A 20,160-nucleotide genomic window follows, 5' to 3' on the forward strand; every position below is an offset into this window, starting at 1 on the left:
TGGTCAGTGCCTCGCGAAGCCGGTGTGCAACTCCCACCCGGCTTCGCTTTTTTCTTTGATTCAGCGTGTCACGCGGACATGATCGGTGCCATGAACAAGATCGCCTTTTCGACCTTAGTCCTTGCCTTGCTCCTGGCCGCGGGCCCGGTCTTCGCCCAGACCGCGGCGACCTCTCCCGGGGCGTCGCCGTCGGTCGCGGCCGAGGTCCAGTCGACCGAGGCGATCGATCGCGTCTGGTCGGGGCATTCCGTGCGCTTCGCCCTGATCACGACCGACAAGACCATCTATATCGGCTATTACGACGCCAACCGGCAGCTCACGATTGCCTCGCGGCTGAAGGCCGGCGGCGGGTGGGTCTACCAGAAGCTCGACACCTGGAACGACTGGGACAGCCATAACTATATCGCGCTCGCAGCCGACAGCGCCGGCCGTATCCACGTCACCGCCAACATGCACGCCAGCCCGCTGACGGCCTTCGTGTCGGATGCGTCGGGCGATGTGCGCACGCTGAAGCGCGTACCCATGCTGGTCGAGGAAGCCGCCGAACGCTCCATGACCTATCCGGTTTATCTGCATGACCGCGAAGGGCGCCTGATCCTGAAATACCGCGATGGCCGCAGCGGCAATGGTAACGAGGTTTATGACGTGCTCGATGCGGCGAAGGGCACCTGGTCGCACCTGCTGACCACGCCGCTGACCGACGGAGAAGGCCACCGTAACGCCTACTTCATGGGGCCGGTGCTTGGACCCGACAAGCAGTTTCACATCGCCTGGGTATGGCGCGAAAGCCCGATGGCCGAGACCAATCACGACCTCAGCTATGCCCAAAGCCCCGACCTGGTGCACTGGTTCCGTTCGGACGGGACGCCGCTGGAGCTGCCGATCCGTCTGTCGAAGGCCGAGATCGTCGATCCGGTGCCGGTCAAGGGCGGAATGATCAACAACAATACGGTGCTGGGCTTCGACGATCGCGGCCAGCCCATGATCACCTATCACAAATTCGATGCGGCCGGGAACACGCAGATCTATGTCGCGCGCCATGAGGCAAAAGGCTGGCATATCGCCCAGGTCAGCCACTGGACGAATTACCGCTGGGACTTCGGCGGCGGCGGGTCGTTGAACGCCGAGCTGTTCGTGTCGGGCGCCGAACCGGCGGGCAAGGGGCTGTTGCGCGTGCCGGTGATCCGCCTCGGCCAGTCGATCGACTTTATCGTGCGCTCGGATACGCTCGAGACGGTCGCTGAAAAGCCTGTGGTCTCGCTGGCCGACCGGCTGAAAGCCACGGTCAAGGTGCCCGACGGCATGCAGTTGAACGTCGTCGACGCGGCCGGAGACGGCGACACGCTCTATGCCCTGGCCTGGGCCGCGCGCCCGCCGCACCGCGACCAGCCGTCGCCCGATATTCCCGATCCGACGACGTTGCTGTTCATTACGTTGAAGAAGTAGCTTAGACCCGTCTTTGCCAGCTTGTCGGATTGCGGCTGCTATGGAAGCAGGCAATCACATAGATTGTCTCCTGGCGTTCTCGGAAATAGATTTCGTACGGAAACCTCGTGATCCGACTGCGGCGGACATCGGCAATGGCATACGGGAAATGATGCGGATGAGTGGTGATACGCTCAATCAGGCCCGACAGATGGACCATGAAGCTATCGCCCAGCCCGTCCTGTTCCTTTTCGTACCACGCATAAGCATCGCAGACCTCCCTTCGGGCGGCCGGCGTAAAGATGACATTGGTCATCAGCGACGAGGGGGCGTCAGTTCCGCCTTAAGCGTTTCCCAGCTGACGCCATCCTTTATGTCGTCCTCGAACGTTGCCAGACGCTTTTCAAGTTCGGCGCGATGCGACGCCGGAACCGGCAGTTGCGCGTCAGGAATACTGTCCCAGAGTTCGCCGATAAGCGCCAGCCGATCGGATACGGACATGCTGAGGATATCATTGTGAGATAAGGCGGCCATATCCAGAATATACAACCGCCTCATCTTTGAAACAAGCCAACCCTACACCGTTACCTGCGTCCCCAGCTCAACCACCCGTCCCGGCGGGATATGGAAGAACTCGGTCGGGTTGGTGGCGTTTTTCATCAGGAAGATGAACAGCTTGTCCTGCCACACCGGCATGCCGGAATTGGCCGAGGGCACGACCGTTCGGCGGCCGACGAAGAAGCTGGTCGACATGATGTCGAACTTCAGGCCGAGTTTCCGGCACAGGCCCAGGGCCTTCGGCAGGTTCGGGCTTTCCATGAAGCCGTAGTTGAGCGTTACCTTCTTGAAGTCGTCGTTCAGGACCTCGATTGAGATGCGTTCGCCCTCGGTCACGCGCGGCGTATTGGTCGTGCGCACGGTCAGCACCACGTTCTTGTCATGCAGCACCTTGTTGTGCTTGAGGTTGTGCATCAGGGCGACTGGCGCAATATCGGCGTCGGACGTCAGGAAAATGGCGGTGCCGGCGACGCGGTGGGGCGGGCGCTTTTTCAGCATCTCGATCAGGTCGGCCAGCATAACCGAGTCGCGGCGCGCCTTGTCGGTCAGGGTGTGCGTGCCCTTCGTCCATGTCACCATGATCAGGATCATGGTGGCGCCGAAGGCCAGCGGCATCCAGGCGCCGCTGAAGAACTTGGTCAGGTTCGACGCCATGAAGATGGCTTCGATGGCGCCCAGCGGCACCAGCAGGGCCAGGGTCCGGGCGCGAGACCACAGCCATTGCCGGCGCAGGACGACATAGGCCATGACCGTACTGATGAACATGGTGCCGGTGACAGCGATGCCGTAGGCCGAGGTCAGGTTGTCAGAGCTTTGGAAGAGCACGATCAGCACCAGCACGCCGACCATCAGCATGGTGTTGACCTGCGGCACGTAGATCTGGCCGGCCTGGGTTTCCGAGGTGCGCTGGATGTCGATGCGCGGCAGGAGGCCAAGCTGCACCGCCTGTTGCGTCATGGAAAAGGCGCCGGTGATGACGGCCTGGCTGGCGATGACCGCGGCCATGGCGGCCAGCACCATGATCGGCCAGTAGAAGAGGTGCGGCACCATGCGCCAGAACGGGTTGGCGGCGGCTTCGGGGTGCAGAATGGTCAGGGCGCCCTGGCCGAGATAGTTGAGAACCAGCGCCGGGAAGGCGACGAACAGCCAGGCCGTATTGATCGGCTTGCGGCCGAAATGGCCCATGTCGGCGTAGAGGGCTTCGGCGCCGGTCACCACAAGGAAGATGCTGCCCAGGATGACAAAGCCGGTAAAGCCGTTGGCCAGCAGGAACTGGATGCCGTAGTGCGGGCTGAGCGACATCAGGATGGCCGGGCGCTGGACGATGTAGAACACACCCAGCGCCGCGATGACGGCGAACCACAGCAGCATGACGGGTCCGAACAGGCGGGCGACCTTTTCCGTACCCTTCGACTGGACCAGGAAGAGCGCGACAAGAATGACGATCGACACAGGCACGACGAAACTGTCCAGGCTGTGACCGACATGCGGCGCGTCCTTGAAGCCTTCGATCGCGCCCATGACCGTCAGGGCCGGCGTGATCAGGCTGTCGCCGTAGAACAGGGCCGCACCGCAGATGCCGAGAAAGAAGATCATCGGCGAATATTTGCCGAGCGCCTTCTGTGCCAGGGCCATCAAGGCCAGGGTCCCGCCTTCGCCCTTGTTGTCCGCCCGCATCAGGAAGATGACGTACTTGACCGTGACCAGCAGCAACAGCGCCCAGAAAACCAGCGAGATGACGCCGAAGGTCGCCAGGTGCGGATCCGTGCCGGCGCGCGTGTGGTGCAGCGCCTCCTTCATGGCGTAGAGCGGCGAGGTCCCGATATCGCCGAAGACGACGCCGATGGCGCCGACGGTCAGCGCCACGAAACCCTCCTTGCCGTGGCCGTGGCTTATGACGGCCTCCGCTTCGGTGGGGGTAAGAACGGGTTCCGCGGAAGCCTCGGCCGGGATGTCGGCGGCGGTGACGGAAGAATGCGCAGTCATGTTTACGCTCCGGCCGGGGTCTCCGGCGGCTGGTGTGTCCGGGGTCATGGATGCTGTTCATCCAGCCGGCGGTTGATATCGAGACGGTTGACGGTGACGCCCCGCGTCGTGTTGTAGATGGCGTTGCGCGCCGCCGCGTCGATCAGGGCATTGACCTGCATTTCGCTCAGGTGCCGGGCGCGGGCGATGCGCGGGGCCTGGTAATGGGCCGCGTTGATGCCGATGGCGGGATCGAGTCCGGCGCCGTCGAAGCTTAAGAGCTCTGATGGAACCGGACCGGCCGACGGATCGGCCCGTTTCAGCGCCTGCTGGCGCGCCGTGACGGCGGCCGCGCAGGCCGGGGTGTCGCGGATCCTGTCGCAATCGACCGTGGCCGGCGTGCGGATGCGGCCCCAGACATGGCCGGGCGCTTCGTCCATGGCGCCGCTGAGCGAGGTGGCGGCGATGTGCCCTGAGCGGTCGCGCAACACCGCCGGATCGAGCTGGGCGTTGAGCCCGTTCTCGGTCAGGGCGCGGACGAGCAGGGGGTAAAGGCCTCCGGCCGCTGCGGCGAGAAGCGCCAGCAGCACCAGGCCGGGCCTGAGACTTTGCACGATGACGGGCATTGTCTTCACCCTTGCGCTCCGGCAGGCCGGTTCGATAGCGAACCCGCGAAGGCCAGCGCCGGGATCAGCGTCCACAGGCGGGCGGGCAGGGCGATGAGGCTGAGGGCGGGGACGAGCGCGGTCAGCGGCGCAACGACGATCAGACCCAGGCAGGCCATGGCCATCGACACCTCATAGCGCCCGAGGCGCCGGTTGAGATAGGTGGCCTGGCCTGTACGCAGGCGGCTGATCACGGCGGTCACCAGCATGAAGACGGCAACCAGACCGCACGATACGGCGGGTCCGGCGGCGTGGCCACTCATCAGCACCAGCGCCGTCGCGCCCAGCATCAACGCACCCTGGAGGCGGTCGCCGGTCAGCAGGCCGAAGCTGTAACCGAGGCCGAGCGGAATGAGCGCGCCCGACAGCAGCGCCAGCAACCGGGTCGATGGCGTGGCGGCGAACTGGACCGCGGCGGCGTTGACCACAGCGCCCGAGGGGGTGGTGAAGAGATGCCGCGCCTCATCGGCGATCGACGGCAGGTGCGGGACGGTGTCGGCGACGTGCGCCCGGCCAAAGGCTTCCAGCGCTTCACCCGCGCCGGCCGTGGCGACCAGCGCCGCGAAGGCGATCGACACGGGCAGGACGACACGCAGTTCCGCGCGCACAAGATCCGCCCAGAAGTTGCCGACGCGCAGGCCCGACAGGCCGCGCACCGTGGCCATGAAGACGGCAAGCCCCGTCCCGGTCGAGACGAAACCGGCGGCGGTCGCGGCGGCCATGGGACCGGCCGGGGCGTGCGCGGGATCGGCGGCCAGTTGCACGGCGAGGATGAAGGCCCGCTCAGCCGGCAGTCCAGTGCACGCCAGTGCAATATAAAGCGCCAGAAAAACGAGCGACGAGAAGCTGAGCGCCGACAGGGCGTAGGTCCGCCAGTCCATGCTGCGGTCGGCCTTGACGCCGGCCAGGCCGAGGGCTGCGCGCTCCACCGGATCGAGCGCGAAGGAGAGGGCGGTCTTACGATTGCGGAAGACGTCCGCCATATAGGCGCCGAACGGCAGGACCAGCGCGGCCAGAATGGCGAGGTTCAAGCCCTGTTCGATCCAGCCCGGGCTCCCGGAAAGCGGCACCATGTGACAAGCCTTGCGGGTAATGGATGCACCCCGGCGGCGCGGCCCTACTCGCGGTAATGTTGACCGCAGTGCAATAATCTTTTCGGCGTATAGGCGGCGTATAATTGCTGTATAATTTTTGTATAGGCGCGGATCAGAACCTTGGATCGTACACTTCTTGTATCTCCCCGTCGCGAAGCGATGGGGAGGGGGACCGCACGAGGAGCCTTTAGGCGACGAGATGTGGTGGAGGGGATTCTTGCTTACTTTTTCAGGCACCGATGAGGCAAGAAAGCAAGAAACCCCACCACCACATCTCCTTCACCGATGCTCACGCATCGGTTCAGCCGTGCGGTCCGATGGCTTTCGAAAGCTATACTTTCGCTGGCGCCAAACCCCATTTTTCTGCGAAAAACGGGGAGGTACAAGGAGGGGAGGCTCTTGTTCAGGGCTATACGAAAGCTATACGCTGCCGCCCTGCCTTTATACGCCGCCCATACGGGCAGAGGCGTAATACGCTGCCATTCACAATGGAGCGTATCCCCATGATCATCCTCTATGGCCTCCTCGGGCTGGCCTTTTTCGCCGTGTCCGCCGGGCTTGTCAGCCTTTGCGAGCGCCTGCGGGAGAGCGGGCAGTGACCGAGCTCTATCTCGGCGCGGGCGTCGTCGTCGCGCTTCTGCTCGGCTACCTCATCGCCGCGCTCGTCAAACCCGAAATGTTTCCATAAAATTCCGAGGGTCCGATGTTTCCCCTGATCACGGGTAATGCCTGGTTGCAGCTCGCCCTCTATATGGCCGTGCTCACCGCCTGCGCCATACCGCTGGGCGCCTATATGGCGCGCGTCTTTCAAGGCCGGCGCACCTTTATGTCGCCAGCCATGGGCTGGCTGGAAAGCCTGATCTACAAGGCGAGTGGTATCGATCCGAAGAAAGAAATGAACTGGACCGGCTACGCAGCCGCGACGCTCGTCTTTTCGGCGGTCAGCTTCGTCGTTCTGTATATAATTCTAATTTTTCAGAATTATATTCCGCTCAATCCGCAAAAGCTGCCGGGCCTGACGCCCGACCTGTCGTTCAATACGGCGGTCAGCTTCGTCACCAATACCAACTGGCAATCCTATGCCGGCGAAACGACCATGAGCTATTTCAGCCAGATGGTCGGGCTGACGGTACAGAACTTCGTCACGCCCGCCGTGGGGCTGGCCGTCATGGTGGCCCTGATCCGCGGCCTGACCCGTAAGGAAACACGCGAGATCGGCAATTTCTGGGTCGATATGATCCGCGCCAATCTCTACGTGCTGCTGCCGGTATCGCTGGTCATGGCCGTCGCGTTGGGCGCGCAGGGCGTCATCCAGACCTTCAGCCCTTACGTCACAGCCCACACCCTGCAGGGTGCCGACCAGACGATTGCCTTGGGACCTGTAGCGAGCCAGGAAGCCATCAAGATGCTCGGCACCAATGGCGGCGGCTTCTTCAACACCAATTCGGCGCACCCGTTCGAAAACCCGACGCCGTTCACCAACTTCCTCGAAGTCCTGGCGATCCTGATCATCCCGGCCGCCTGCTGCTATACTTTTGGCGTCATGGTCGGCGATCGCCGCCAGGGCTGGGCGATCTTTGCCGCCATGACGGTCATCTTCGTGCCGCTGCTTCTGCTGTGCACCGTCATGGAGCAATCGGGCAATCCGCACCTGATGGCGCTGCACGTCGACCAGATCGCCAGTCCCCTCCAGGCCGGCGGCAATATGGAAGGCAAGGAGACGCGCTTCGGCATCGTCAATTCGGCGCTTTGGGCCTCGGCCACGACCGCCGCATCGAACGGCAGCGTCAATGCCATGCACGACAGCTTCACGCCGATCGGCGGTCTGGTGCCGCTGATCCTGATGAAGTTCGGCGAAGTCATCTATGGCGGTGTCGGCTCGGGGCTCTACGGTATGTTGATCTTCGTCGTCATCGCCGTCTTTATTTCAGGCCTGATGGTCGGCCGCACGCCGGAATATCTCGGCAAGAAGATCCAGGCCTTCGAGATCAAGATGGCGTCGATCGGGACCCTGGTTCCCGGCATCCTGGTTCTGGTCGGCACGGCAATCGCCGTGATGATGAAGGACGGGCAGGCGGGCATCTATAATCCGGGCGCTCAAGGGTTCTCCGAAGTCCTCTATGCCGTCACCTCGGCCAGCAACAACAACGGCTCGGCCTTTGCCGGCCTCAGCGCCAACACGCCCTTCTACAATCTCCTGCTGGGTGTCTGCATGCTGTTCGGCCGTTTCTTCATCATCGTGCCGGTCCTCGCCTTGGCGGGTTCGCTGGCCGCCAAGAAGACCGTGCCGACGTCCGCCGGGACGCTGCCGACGCACAATGCGCTCTTCGTGGCCGTGCTGGTCGGTGTCGTCGTCCTGGTCGGTGTCCTCAACTACGCGCCGACGCTGGCCCTGGGGCCGGTCGTCGAGCACTTCAACATGATCAAAGGCTAACGCCCATGGCCACTCACACTCAAAAAGCCGGCCTGTTTGACGGGGCCGATATGGGCTCCGTGCTCAAAAATACCGTCCTGCGGCTCAGCCCGATCTACCAACTGCGCAACCCGGTCATGTTCCTGGTCTTCGTCGGCTCGGTCATCACCACGGGCATCTTCTGCGTCATGCTGATCGATCCGAAGTCCGTGGTCGGCGGCGGCCAGCCCGTTTGGTTCATCGGCCTCGTCACCTTCTGGCTGTGGTTCACGCTGCTGTTCGCCAACTTCGCCGAGGCCATCGCCGAGGGCAAGGGCAAGGCGCAGGCCGACAGCCTCAAGAAGGCGCGCCGCGACGTATCGGCCAAGAAACTGAACAAGGTGAGCGACCGGACGAAGTTCCTGGCGGTCCCGGCCAACAGCCTCCGCAAGGGCGATATCATCGTTGTCGAAGCCGGTGATTTTGTCCCCGCCGACGGCCAGGTCATCGAAGGCGTCGCCTCGGTCGACGAAAGCGCGGTGACGGGGGAAAGCGCCCCGGTCATCCGCGAGTCGGGCGGCGACCGCGACGCGGTGACCGGCGGCACGCGCGTGCTTTCCGACTGGATCGTGGTGCGCGTCACGTCCGATCCCGGCGAAAGCTTCCTCGACCGCATGATCGGCCTGGTCGAGTCGGCCAAGCGTCAGAAGACGCCCAACGAAATTGCCCTGTCGATCCTGCTGGCGGCCCTGACCATTATCTTCCTGCTTGTCTGTGCGACGCTTCTGCCATACTCGCTGTTCAGCGTCGGCCGCGCCGGTTCGGGCACGGTCATCACCATCACCGTGCTGATTGCGCTGCTGGTGTGTCTGATCCCCACGACGATTGGCGGCCTTCTGTCGGCCATCGGCATTTCGGGCATGCAACGCCTGATCCGCGCCAACGTCATCGCGACGTCCGGCCGCGCCGTCGAAGCCGCCGGCGACGTCAATATCCTGCTGCTAGACAAGACCGGCACCATCACCTTCGGCAATCGTCAGGCCACGGAGTTTTTTCCTGCGCCGGGCGTGACGCAACATCAGTTGGCCGAGGCCGCCGAACTTTCGTCGTTAGCCGACGAGACCCCGGAAGGCCGCTCGATCGTCGTCCTGGCGCGCAAGCTGTTCCACCTGCCGGAACGCGATCCGAAGGCACTCGACGCTACCTTCATTCCGTTCAGCGCCGAACAGCGCGCTTCAGGAATAGTGGTCGGCGACCGTCACATCATGAAGGGCGCCGGCGACGCCATCGCGAAGCTGATCGGGCAGAAGGGTGGCAAGGTCCCAGCCGAGGTGCAGACGAGTGTGGACGATATCGCGCGCAAGGGCGGCACGCCGCTGATGGTGGCGGAAAACAGCCAGGTGCTGGGCGTCGTGTACCTCAAGGACATCGTCAAGCCCGACATCAAGGCGCGCCTGGCCGAACTGCGCAAGATGGGCATCAAGAGCATCATGATCACCGGCGACAACCCGCTGACGGCTGCCGCCATCGCGTCGGAGGCCGGGGTCGACGACTTCCTCGCGCAGGCCACGCCCGAGACCAAGTTGAAATATATCCGCAAGCAGCAAGAAGGCGGCGAGCTGGTCGCCATGGTCGGCGACGGCACCAACGACGCGCCGGCCCTGGCCCAATCCGACGTGGCGGTCGCCATGAATTCGGGGACGCAAGCCGCCAAGGAGGCCGGCAACATGGTCGACCTCGATAGCGACCCGACCAAGCTGATCGAGATCGTCGAGATCGGCAAACAGCTCCTGATGACACGCGGCGCGCTGACCACCTTCAGCATCGCCAACGACCTGGCCAAGTACTTCGCCATCATCCCGGCGGCCTTCGCCTCGACCTATCCGGTGCTGGGTGCGCTCAACATCATGGGATTGAAATCGCCGCAAAGCGCCATCTTGGCGGCGGTCATCTTCAACGCCCTGATCATCATCGCGCTGATCCCGCTGGCCCTGAAGGGCGTCAAATACCGCGCCGAACCGGCGGCGAAAATGCTGTCGCGCAACATGTTCGTCTACGGCCTCGGCGGCATCGTCGCCCCGTTTATCGGTATCAAGCTGATCGATATGGGCCTGGCCGCCGTGGGGCTCGCATGAGCGATCCCCACTTCATTTTAGTTGCGCTACCGCTTCGCTACTTGAGCGCGGTCGGCCTGGCGTAAGGAATTTTGCCATGAAAACCCTCGTTTCCTCCCTCCGTCCCGCCATTGTCAGCACGCTTTTGCTGACCCTGCTGCTCGGCGGCGTCTATCCGGCCCTGACCACCTTGATCCTCAAGGTCGGCTTCCCGCACCAGGCCGAAGGCAGCCTTATCCGCGACCACGGCCACGTCATCGGCTCGACCCTGATCGGCCAGACTTTCGACAAGCCGGAATACCTCTGGGGCCGGCTGTCGGCGACCGCCACCGCGCCCTACAATGCCGGCGCCTCGTCGGGCTCGAACCTCGGCGTCAACAATCCGGCGCTGATCGACGCGGTCAAAGGCCGCATCAAGGCCCTGAAGGACGCTGACCCTTCCAACACCGCGGCTATACCGGTCGATCTGGTGACGGCCTCGGGCTCGGGCCTCGACCCCGAGATCAGCCCGGCGGCGGCGGCCTACCAGGTCCACCGCATCGCCACGGCCCGCCATGTGGCCGAAGACGTTGTTCGCGCGGCGATTACCCGCTCGACGCGCGGACGGGACCTTGGCGTCCTGGGCGAACCGCGTGTAAATGTCCTTGAGGTCAATCTGCGCCTCGACGGAAAGCTTAAGTGAACGAAACCCGGCCAGACCCGGACAAGCTGCTCGCCCTCGTCGGCAACGACGAGGGCGAAGCTGCGCGCGGCAAGCTGAAGATCTTCTTCGGATCGTCGGCCGGCGTCGGCAAGACGTTCGCCATGCTGAACGAGGCGCGCGCCCGCCAGCGCGAAGGCGTCGACGTCGTGACCGGCGTTATCGAACACCACGGCCGCCAGGAAACGGCCGCCCTGATCGAAGGCCTGTCCGTCCTGCCCTTGCTCGACATCGACCATCGCGGCGTCACGGTCAGGGAATTCGACCTCGACGGCGCGCTCGCCCGCCGCCCCGGCCTGATCCTGGTCGACGAATTCGCCCACACCAATGCGCCGGGATCGCGCCACCCCAAGCGCTGGCAGGACGTCGAGGAGCTGCTCGACAACGGTATCGACGTCTATACGACGCTCAATGTCCAGCACCTGGAAAGCCTCACCGACCAGGTGGCGCGGCTGACTGGCGTCTGGGTGCGCGAGACCGTGCCCGACACCATCTTCGAATCCGCCGACGAGATCGCCCTGATCGATATTCCGTCCGACGAACTGCTGAAGCGGCTGGCCGAGGGCAAGGTCTATGTCGCCGAAGGCGCCAATACGCGCGCCGCCCAGAACTTCTTCAAGAAGAGCAACCTTTTGGCCTTGCGTGAGCTCGCTCTGCGCCGCACGGCCGAACGGGTGGATGCCCAAAGCGACGAGCTCAGCGCCGCCATGGGACAGAACGAGGCACAGATCGGCCACAAGATCATGCTGCTCATAGGACCGGATCCCCTGTCGGCGCGGCTGATCCGCCACGCCAAGCGCATGGCGGCGCGCGGCCGCTCGCCGTGGTTCGCCGTCTATTTGCAAAGCGATCGTCACGAACAGCTGGACGAAAAGGCGAGAGGGCGCGTCGAGCACTATCTGCGCCTGGCCGAAAACCTGGGGGCGGAGATCGTGCGCCTGACCGGCGGTCAGCCCGCCGCCGACCTTGTCGCCTACGCCCGGCGCAACGGTTTCAGCCGCATCGTCGTCGGTCACCGCCGTCCGCCGTGGTGGCAACACTTCCGCGTGCCCCTGTCGCAGCAGCTGATCGAGCGCGGCGATGGCCTTGAAGTCACCGTGATCCACGGCGACCGATCGGACGACACTCGACCGCAGCCCCTGACCTCGCGGCTGGCCGCCTTCGTGGCGCGTCCGTCCGATTACGCGCTGGCGGCGGCCGGCGTGGCCCTGTGCACCGCCATCGCCTTTCCGTTCCGCGGTCTTACCCCGTCCAACAACCTGGCCATGATCTACCTGACAGGCGTGGTCATCGTAGCGGCACGGCTGGGCCTGGGTCCCTCGGTCCTGGCTTCGGTCCTGATCATCCCGGCGTTCAACTTCTTCTTCACCCAACCCTATTACACCTTCAACTTCTACGACACCTACTACTACGTCACCTTCACATTCATGCTGGTGACGTCGCTGGTCGTGGGCTCGCTGACGGCCCGGCTGTCGCGCCACGTCCGCCTGGTCAGCAACCGCGAGCGCGAGACGCAGATCCTCTACGGCCTGACGCGGGCCCTGTCGGCGGTGCGCGGCGTCGATCGCATGTGCGCCGTGGCGATCCAGCATCTGAGCGTACCGTTCGACCTCGATGTCACGGTCTTTGCCGGGGGCGACGTCTGGCCCGATGCGACCTTGCGTACCGATATGAAGGAGATGGGCGCGGTCGAATGGGTCACGGCCAATCACCGCATGGCCGGGCGTGGCACCGACACCCTGCCGTCGGCGGCCGGATTGTACCTGCCGCTTCTGGCGGAAAACGAGATGCTGGGCGTGCTGGGCCTTACCCCGCGCGACGGCCATCGCAGTTTCACCGGCGCCGAGATTCTTCAGTTCGAAACGTTCGCCAGCCTGATCGCCGGCGCCCTGCAGCGCGCCCGCCGCGCCGACGAGGCCGAAAGCTCACGTGTCGATAGCGAGAACGAAAAGCTGCGCAACGTGCTGCTGTCGTCGCTGTCGCACGATCTGCGAACGCCGCTAACCGTGATGAATGGCTCGGTCAGCTCGCTCCTCCGTATGCGGAAGGAGCTGCCGCGCAAGGCGCTCGATGAACTGACCGGCGTGTGGAACCAGCTGACGAGATTGCAGAAATTCGTCGGCAACCTGCTCGACATGGCGGCCCTGACGTCTGGCCGGATGAAGCTGAACCTTCAGCCCTATATGGTCCAGGAGATCATCGGCGCGGCCCTGGCGCATGTCCAGGCCGGCCGCGAACAGCGGACCCTCCGTACACAGATTACCGGCGCCCTGCCCATGGTGATGATCGATGGCGCCCTGATCGAACAGGTATTCGTCAATCTGATCGAAAATGCTTACCAGCATACGGCGGCTGATGGCGATATCGTCGTCAGAGTCGAAAAGGACGCCGACACCCTGCGGGTCGCCGTGTCGGACAATGGCGACGGCCTGCGCGACGGCGACGAAAACCGCATCTTCGAACAGTTCCAGACCGGCCAGACGGTCAGTTCCGACCGCTCGGGCGGCACGGGGCTGGGCCTGGCCATCTGCCGCGGCATCGTCCAGGCGCACGGCGGCATGATCTATGCCCGCAACAACCGGGCCCCGGCCACCGGCGCCAGCTTTATTTTCACCCTGCCCGTAGCTAAAGACATGTCATGACCGAGACCACGCGTATCCTGTCGATCGAAGACGAGGCCGATATCCGCAAGTTCCTGCGCTCGACGCTAGGCGCCAATGCCATGACGGTGATCGAGGCGGCGACCGGCAAGGAGGGCCTGCAAAAGGTCACGACCGACAATCCGGACGTCATCCTGCTCGATCTAGGCCTGCCCGACATGGATGGCATGGACATCATCCGCCAGATCCGAGAATGGACGCGCACGCCGATCATCGTCATTTCGGCGCGCGGCCAGGAGCGCGACAAGATCGAAGCGCTTGAACTCGGCGCCGACGACTATCTCACCAAGCCGTTCGCGGCAGGCGAGCTGATCGCGCGCATCCGGGTGGCGCTGCGCCACGCCCACCGCCCGCCGGGCGACCAGCCCTTTACCTACGACTACGACAATCTGGTCATCGACACGGCGTCGCGCCGCGTGCGGCTGGACGACGAGGACGTTCATCTGACGCCGATCGAATACAAGCTGCTGATCGTGCTGGCGCGCAATTCCGGCAAGGTGCTGACGCATTCTTTCCTGCTGAACGCCGTCTGGGGCCGCCATGTGCCCGACAACCAGACCTATTTGCGCATCCACACCCAGCACCTGCGCGAGAAGCTCAAGGACGATGCGCTCAATCCGCGCTTTATCGTCACCGAGCCGGGCATCGGCTACCGGTTGAAGCCGTAGGATTATTCGAAGACGTCCGCGACACGGGTATTATTGCCCTGGTCGGGGCTATGAAAGCGCAGGGTCAAGTAGACGGCCGTGTTCAGGACGATGGTGAGCGTCGTGATCAGGGTGATGATAAAGCCGAGCGCCGTTGTGGTGGCGGGGCCATATTGAATGCCAAGAGGAAGATCCGGCAACGGAAGCGTCGGTGCCAGGCGGCGCGCCAAGGCAAAAACCGCGTTGACTGGCGACAAAATGGTGTTTGGAAAGGCGACAAAGGATATAATCCTGATCGAAAGCCATATGCCGAAAATCCCCCAGCGCCGGCCTTTGGTCAGCTGGAAGGCCCGGCGGAAGGATTCGATAATGCCCTTGCCTTCGCAGACATAGGTCGGCACGACGACCGACAGGGCGACGCCGACGAACACACCCGGGATCACGAGAAGCAGAACACCAACAAGGGTGGCGGTCTGAAGAGCGAACTGTGTCACCATGAGCGGAATGGCGTTGACCAAAGCGTTGATCAACAGTTTGCTGGGGCGGAGAGATTTTCCAGCGGCTATCCGCAATGCGATTTCAGAGATGGCGGCCAGATGAAACGCCAGGATGAACTGGTTGACAGCGAGAAGTACCCAGCCCGTGATCACGGGAGCGGAAAGAATTATCCTGCCCACTTCTGTGTAGGCGAGCGAAGCAATCCCATAGTGCAGCGCCTGTTGCGGCAGGTAACACAGCAACACCGTCACTAGCGCCAACGGCACGGCGCCCTTGCGCAACAGCTTGCCCGTGAGTCCGAAAACGGCCCTGATCGGAAATGTCATGATAGCGCCCCCAAAGTCCAAGGTTTAAGGACGCGGGCGCAGCTTGGCAAGAGGACGCGCCTCAGCCCTTGGCGGCAGCGTCCTCACCAAAAGCGTTTGACTGCAGCAGGAACGATTTCACGTTTTCGATGTGGTTCCACATGGCCACAAACGCCCCGTCGCCGTCGCGGCGGCGTAACGCTTCGACGATGCGGTCGTGGTCGTGCACCCACTTGTCGCGGTAGCGCGGATCGGGGATGTGCTCCTGCAGGCGTTTCCACAGAGGGTTGTTGTCGCGGCGGTGCCAGAGCTGGTTAACCAGCAGGGCAAGCTCGGTGTTCTGCGTCGCCTGGGCGATCGCCAGGTGGAAGCGGATGTCGTAATTTTCCTTGGGCTCCCCGTAATGGGCGCGGCGATGGTCTTCGTACGCTCTTTCGATAGTCTCCATATCGTCGTCGGTCGCGTTGTGCGCCGCCAGTCGGGCGATATGGCTTTCCAGCCATTGCCGCGCCTGGAGCAGTTCGAACGGACCGGCCGGTGGCAGGCGTTCCACGCGAACGTCTTCGGAGATGACCGTGTCGTAGGCTTGGCGGGTGATGTAGATGCCCGAGCCCTGGCGCGGCTCGACCAGGCCCTTGACCTCGAGCATGACCAGGGCATCGCGGATGACCGTGCGGCCGACATCGTACCACAGGGCCAGGTCGCGTTCGGGCGGCAGGCGGCCGGTGGCGCCGAACTCGCCCGAGCGGATGCGGCCGATCAGGTGGTTGCCGATGTCCTGATAGGCGCGGCGGTCGCGCGCGACCTGTACGGGCTTTGCCGGATTATCGTCCATGGACATGCCTCCGCCTGTGTTTCGCAACCGGCTTTGCAACTTTGGGACCAGTGAGTGAAAAGGCATGCGCCATCACCTGGTAGATATAGCTCGACTCGAAGGTTCCCGTCAGCAGGTCGGAATCGGGGCCGCGCGAATAGACGGGGACGTCCTCACCGGCGTGCTGGGCGCTGGCCATGTAGACCAGGGCCGGCTGATGGAAGTCGGGTGAGGTCGCTGTGGCCTCGTCGGGGATGGGGACAACAGCGCCGGCCTTGGGGCCACCGGGCCCGGTGGCGTAGGACAGGGTCAGGCGCGGCTGGTTATTGCCGTCGGTCAGGTTGACGCCGTGGTTGCGCACCAGACCGGTGATCGGCTCCTCGCGCGACGAACCCGCCGAAATGACCAGGCCGTGGCTGTGGTCGGCGGTGACGATAATCAACGTGTCGTTCGGGTCTGTCCGGTCCATGGCGATCCGGACGGCCTTGGACAGTTCGTCGACGTCGGTCAGGGCGCGATAGGCGTTGTTGGCATGGTGCCATTTGTCGATCGAGGCGCTTTCGACCAGCAGGAAATAGCCGCTCTTCTTCGCCGCCAGGATATCGATCGCTTTGGCGGTCATGTCGCTGAGCGTGGGCACGTTTCTGTGCAGCTCGGTATCGACCGGCGAGGGCAGGTCGCCATCGGCGAAAATCCCCAGCACCGGGCCGCCTTTCGTGTCGAGCGCGGAAAGCCCGGCCGCGTCGGTGACATAGCGCGCGCCGGGCCGTGACACCCAGGTTTTCGTCAGGTCGCGGCCGTCGGCGCGTTTTCCCGGGCCGGTGCCGGTGGGCACGAAGTCCTGCAAGTCGCCGCCGAAGGCGACATCCATGCGCACATCGTCGGGCGCTTCGACCAGTTGCCGCGCCAGGTCGACGCAGCCGGCCTTGGCGGCGTCGGCCGGCAGATCGACATCGGCGCGCCAGTTGCGGAACGGCACGTGGCCATAGGCGCCGGCGGGCGTTGCGTCGGTGATGCCGGCGGTCGTGACGACTCCGGCGGCGCGGCCCGAGCGCTTGGCCTGTTCGGCCAGGGTGTCGATGCGGGCGCCGAGCGCGCTTTGGCAGTCCTTGCTCTTGACGGAGTCGTCGACGCCGATGGCGGCATTGATCGTCTTGACCCCGGTCATGATCGCCGAGATGCCGTTGGCCGAGTCGGTGACCAGCTTGTCGGCGGAATAGGTCTTGGAGAAGCCGCCATAGGGCAGGGTTTCGAAGGATAATTTATAGCTGGCGCCGTCGAGCCCGCGCGCCTGGCCGGCGAAGATGCGTCCGGCGGTCACCGAATTGATGCCCATGCCGTCGCCGATGAACAGGATGATGTTGCGCGCCTTTCGCTTGGGTTGCGGCCGGTCGAGCGCCGCTTGCAGGGCCTTCTGACCCGCCGTGAACTGCGGGTTCTTTGTGGCGTCCGCCGCGACGGCCGTGGCGGGCAGGAGCGCCAGCAGGAGGAGAAAGGCTTTCATGGCTGCGCCTCCATCGCAGTGTAATGGCCGGGGGCGCGATCGAGATCGATCTCGATGCGGTCGAGCGTCACGCCGGGATCGAGCGGATAGACTTTCAGTTCGTGCGATCCGGCCTTGAGCAGGCGCAGAGGCAGGGCGGCGACGGCCGTATTGGTCAGCACGTTCTGCCGCCAGGCGTCGCTGCGGCCGAGCGTCGACAGGTCGAGCACCTGCATGGGCGCACCGTCGAGCGAGACGCCGACGCGCACGCCCTTGGCCGGATCGAGCGGGTGGGTCGGCAGGGCGATGACCTTCAGCGTGCCGCCGACTTCGGTCGAGGTGGCGAAGCTGTAAACCGCCGGAGCGCCTTGGCCAGCTAAGTTCAACCGTGCCCGGAGGACTGCGCCGGTAGAGCCCAGGCCGTCGATTTTCTGCCAATCCGTACCCGGATCAATTGCTGCGGCGGGCAGGGTGACGATGCGGTTGTCCTCGACCGCCGTGGCTTGCGGCAGTGCCGGCAGGACGCGGACGTAGACGGGCAGGGACTGGCCACCGCAATCGAGGCTGAGTGTGTGATCCCCCGATGATTCGCGGCCGTCGTAATGGAGCGTCAAACGCTGTTCGTAGGCGTTCCCGGCGTCGAGCGTGCCCGAGGTCTGCGACAGGGCAAAGCCTTGCGCGCCTTGGGAAAGCTTCCAGGTCTGGCCGGTCGTGCGATAGCCGTAAAGGGTCAGGGTTCGCGTCTCCGGCCGGCCTTCGACAAACGGCAGGGTATTGTGGTCGTTGAACCACTGGCCGAACAGAGCGGTGTCGCATCCGTCCTTCTTCGAGTCGGTCCAATGCGGCCAGACGGGCTCGTCGAAGACAGGCAGGCGGCGCGGCTGCATATCCATCATGCCCTGCCACTTGCCGTTTTGCAGGGCGTTGAAAGCGGCGGTGTCGCGCACCAGACCGTCGTGCGCGGCCTTTGCCTGATCGACATAAGCATTGGCCGATGCGCGTTGCTGGCCGGCATAGAGGTCGGCGAGGTCGAGTTTCAAAATGCGCGTATTGAGTTCCGCGCTGGCGCGGGCGGGATAGAGGACCAGCTCGTAGAAGGCGTCACGGCGGTCGGCGGGGATGTCGGCGGCGATGGCTTCTGCCTCGGCCTGGATGTCCTGATAGGCCTTGATGCGGCTCTGCGCCTCCTCGCCGTCGGACTGTACGAAGTCGGTATGGCGGTTCTGCGTCACCCACTCGGTCTGGCCGAAGCCCATGAATTCCGGCCGGCGCGCAAACGCCAGGTCGTAATAGCGCAGCATCAGCCCGGCCAGTTCGTCGGCGTGCTCGGGCCCGAAGGTCTCGGCCATAAAGCCCTTCAGGTGCTCGCGCGGTGTTTCCTTGAAGGTGTCGGCGTCGAAGGCGAGGTCGAGGAAGTACTGCGTCAGGTATTCGATCGGCTTGATGTCGCCGGAATTGGTGATCCAGATGCGGCGCGCATTGAGATCCCAGGCGCGGCCCATCTCCTCATGGATCAGCGCCGGGTGCGTGGTGCCGAGCCACAGATAGTCGTGCGGCCGGCCCCAGTAAGACAGGTGGTAATAGACGCCCGACCCGCCCGCGCGTGTCTGCTCGGCCGCGTCGCCGAAGCGGCGGATATAGCCGTAATTGTCGTCGGCCCACATCAGCGTCACGTCGTCGGGCACCTTCAGCCCGGCATCGTACGCTTCCTGGAGTTCATGATAGGCGACATAGACCTGCGGCACTTCGGAGGCGGGTTTCTTGTAGACCTGGGAAAGGATATCGCGCTGCAGCCCGATGACGTTTTGCAGAATGGCCTTGCGCTCTTCCATGGTCGAGGCGCCCTGCATCGGGCCGTCGTGAATGCCGCGCAGGCCGACCGTATAGATGTTGTCGTAGCCCTTCACCTGGTCTACGCGCTGGCGCCAGTAGTCGAGGATGGCGGCCTTGTTGCGCGTAAAGTCGAACGGGCCCTTCTTGGATTCGTCCCATTCGCGCAGATTGTTGCGCATCATCGGCTCGGCATGCGAGGTGCCGACGATGACGGCATAGTCGGCCGCCAGCGGCGCATTGCCGGGATTGCCGTAAAACGGTGTCGAGACCGAATGCATGGCCGGCCACAGCGTGTTGGCCTTCAGCCGCCACATCAGCTCGAACACCTTGGCATAGGTCTTGGGGCCGATATTGCCGGTCTTGGGATCGAAGGTCTTTGCCGCCCAGGGTTCCAGCCCCCAGTCCTCGTCATTGATGAAGATGCCGCGATATTTGACCGACGGCGATTTCGAGGTGACGGTGGCGTCGTCGATAACAAGCCGGTCGTGGCGGCGCGGCGTCACGTCGGCCCACCATTCCCATGGCGATACCCCCAGTTGCCGCGACAGGTCGACCGTGCCGAAGACCGCGCCGCGGCGGTCCGAGCCGGCGATCAGGACATAGGTCTTGTCGCCGGTTTTGACGACGGCGCGGCGATAGACCTCCCACTGGCCCTTGAGGTCCGACAGGTCTAAGTTTCCGATTTTTGCGAATTTTCTAATGATAGACGAGTCGTAGAGCCCGACGACGATGCAGACCTTGGTGCAGGCGCCAGGCGTTTGACCGCTCAGGGCCGTCAGGTCGCGCGACAACAGATCAGCCGCCAGCGACAGTGTCTTGCCGGCGCCATGGTCGTCGTGGACGACGCCCGCGATCGTATGGCCGTCGAACAGGACGGTTTCCGCCGCACGCGCGGGCAGGGCGATCGACAGGACGCAGAGCGCAAAAGTCGCGCAGTTGAAGATCCTCATGGCATTTCGTCCCAGAATCGGCAGCGGTCCGGCGTCGCCGCTCGCCTTTATAAACGC

General features: G+C 63.9%; 16 protein-coding genes. 7 read left to right on the forward strand and 9 right to left on the reverse strand.

Going from position 1 to position 20,160, the window contains the following annotated elements; genetic code table 11:
- Positions 1–90 precede the first annotated feature (90 nt).
- Positions 91–1,446, forward strand: a complete 1,356-nt coding sequence (locus tag AB8717_RS19785; RefSeq protein WP_443751242.1) for a BNR repeat-containing protein — start codon at positions 91–93, stop codon at positions 1,444–1,446.
- A 1-nt stretch (position 1,447) separates the two neighbouring features.
- Here the strand turns inward: AB8717_RS19785 and AB8717_RS19790 are convergent, their stop codons facing one another.
- The 5 genes from AB8717_RS19790 to AB8717_RS19810 all read right to left on the reverse strand — a co-directional run bounded on the left by AB8717_RS19790 (position 1,448) and on the right by AB8717_RS19810 (position 5,686).
- Positions 1,448–1,741 (reverse strand): type II toxin-antitoxin system RelE/ParE family toxin, encoded by a 294-nt coding sequence (locus AB8717_RS19790; RefSeq protein WP_443751243.1) that lies wholly within the window; start codon positions 1,739–1,741, stop codon positions 1,448–1,450.
- Entirely contained in the window at positions 1,741–1,926 is a 186-nt protein-coding gene (locus AB8717_RS19795; RefSeq protein ID WP_443751244.1) for an addiction module protein, read from the reverse strand. Before AB8717_RS19795 ends, AB8717_RS19790 begins: the two co-directional genes overlap by 1 nt.
- Before the next feature lie 75 nt (positions 1,927–2,001).
- Positions 2,002–3,969 (reverse strand): potassium transporter Kup, encoded by a 1,968-nt coding sequence (locus AB8717_RS19800; protein ID WP_443751245.1) that lies wholly within the window; start codon positions 3,967–3,969, stop codon positions 2,002–2,004.
- Positions 3,970–4,013: 44 nt separating this feature from the next.
- The gene (locus AB8717_RS19805) at positions 4,014–4,574 is read right to left on the reverse strand and encodes a potassium-transporting ATPase subunit C (RefSeq protein WP_443751417.1); all 561 of its coding nucleotides are present in this window, start codon (positions 4,572–4,574) and stop codon (positions 4,014–4,016) included.
- A gap of 5 nt (positions 4,575–4,579) precedes the next feature.
- The gene (locus tag AB8717_RS19810) at positions 4,580–5,686 is read right to left on the reverse strand and encodes a potassium-transporting ATPase subunit KdpA (protein WP_443751246.1); all 1,107 of its coding nucleotides are present in this window, start codon (positions 5,684–5,686) and stop codon (positions 4,580–4,582) included.
- 616 nt (positions 5,687–6,302) lie between these two features.
- On the opposite strand from AB8717_RS19810, the gene AB8717_RS19815 reads away from it, so the two are divergent.
- The 6 genes from AB8717_RS19815 to AB8717_RS19840 all read left to right on the forward strand — a co-directional run bounded on the left by AB8717_RS19815 (position 6,303) and on the right by AB8717_RS19840 (position 14,241).
- Entirely contained in the window at positions 6,303–6,395 is a 93-nt protein-coding gene (locus AB8717_RS19815) for a potassium-transporting ATPase subunit F (protein ID WP_443751247.1), read from the forward strand.
- Between the two features lie 27 nt (positions 6,396–6,422).
- The gene (gene kdpA, locus AB8717_RS19820; RefSeq protein ID WP_443751418.1) at positions 6,423–8,141 is read left to right on the forward strand and encodes a potassium-transporting ATPase subunit KdpA; all 1,719 of its coding nucleotides are present in this window, start codon (positions 6,423–6,425) and stop codon (positions 8,139–8,141) included.
- A gap of 5 nt (positions 8,142–8,146) precedes the next feature.
- On the forward strand, positions 8,147–10,234 hold the full coding sequence (gene kdpB / locus AB8717_RS19825; protein ID WP_443751248.1) for a potassium-transporting ATPase subunit KdpB: 2,088 nt from the start codon (positions 8,147–8,149) through the stop codon (positions 10,232–10,234).
- A gap of 76 nt (positions 10,235–10,310) precedes the next feature.
- Entirely contained in the window at positions 10,311–10,895 is a 585-nt protein-coding gene (gene kdpC / locus AB8717_RS19830) for a potassium-transporting ATPase subunit KdpC (protein ID WP_443751249.1), read from the forward strand.
- A complete protein-coding gene (locus AB8717_RS19835) occupies positions 10,892–13,555 on the forward strand; it encodes a DUF4118 domain-containing protein (protein WP_443751250.1) in 2,664 nt (887 codons plus the stop codon). The genes kdpC and AB8717_RS19835 overlap by 4 nt, the downstream gene beginning before the upstream one ends.
- Positions 13,552–14,241: a response regulator gene (locus AB8717_RS19840; protein WP_443751251.1), complete on the forward strand. Its 690-nt coding sequence runs from the start codon at positions 13,552–13,554 to the stop codon at positions 14,239–14,241. The genes AB8717_RS19835 and AB8717_RS19840 overlap by 4 nt, the downstream gene beginning before the upstream one ends.
- A gap of 2 nt (positions 14,242–14,243) precedes the next feature.
- On the opposite strand, the gene AB8717_RS19845 is transcribed toward AB8717_RS19840, so the two are convergent.
- The 4 genes from AB8717_RS19845 to AB8717_RS19860 form a co-directional block, all read right to left on the reverse strand.
- Positions 14,244–15,044, reverse strand: coding sequence for a hypothetical protein (locus AB8717_RS19845; protein ID WP_443751252.1), 801 nt, complete (start codon positions 15,042–15,044; stop codon positions 14,244–14,246).
- A 61-nt stretch (positions 15,045–15,105) separates the two neighbouring features.
- Positions 15,106–15,858 (reverse strand): FCD domain-containing protein, encoded by a 753-nt coding sequence (locus AB8717_RS19850; RefSeq protein WP_443751253.1) that lies wholly within the window; start codon positions 15,856–15,858, stop codon positions 15,106–15,108.
- The gene (locus AB8717_RS19855) at positions 15,848–17,341 is read right to left on the reverse strand and encodes an alkaline phosphatase (protein ID WP_443751254.1); all 1,494 of its coding nucleotides are present in this window, start codon (positions 17,339–17,341) and stop codon (positions 15,848–15,850) included. Before AB8717_RS19855 ends, AB8717_RS19850 begins: the two co-directional genes overlap by 11 nt.
- Positions 17,338–20,103 (reverse strand): glycosyl hydrolase 115 family protein, encoded by a 2,766-nt coding sequence (locus AB8717_RS19860; RefSeq protein ID WP_443751255.1) that lies wholly within the window; start codon positions 20,101–20,103, stop codon positions 17,338–17,340. Before AB8717_RS19860 ends, AB8717_RS19855 begins: the two co-directional genes overlap by 4 nt.
- Between the last annotated feature and the right edge of the window lie 57 nt (positions 20,104–20,160).

The sequence above is a fragment of the Asticcacaulis solisilvae genome (genome assembly GCF_052327315.1).
Taxonomy (GTDB): domain Bacteria; phylum Pseudomonadota; class Alphaproteobacteria; order Caulobacterales; family Caulobacteraceae; genus Asticcacaulis; species Asticcacaulis solisilvae_B.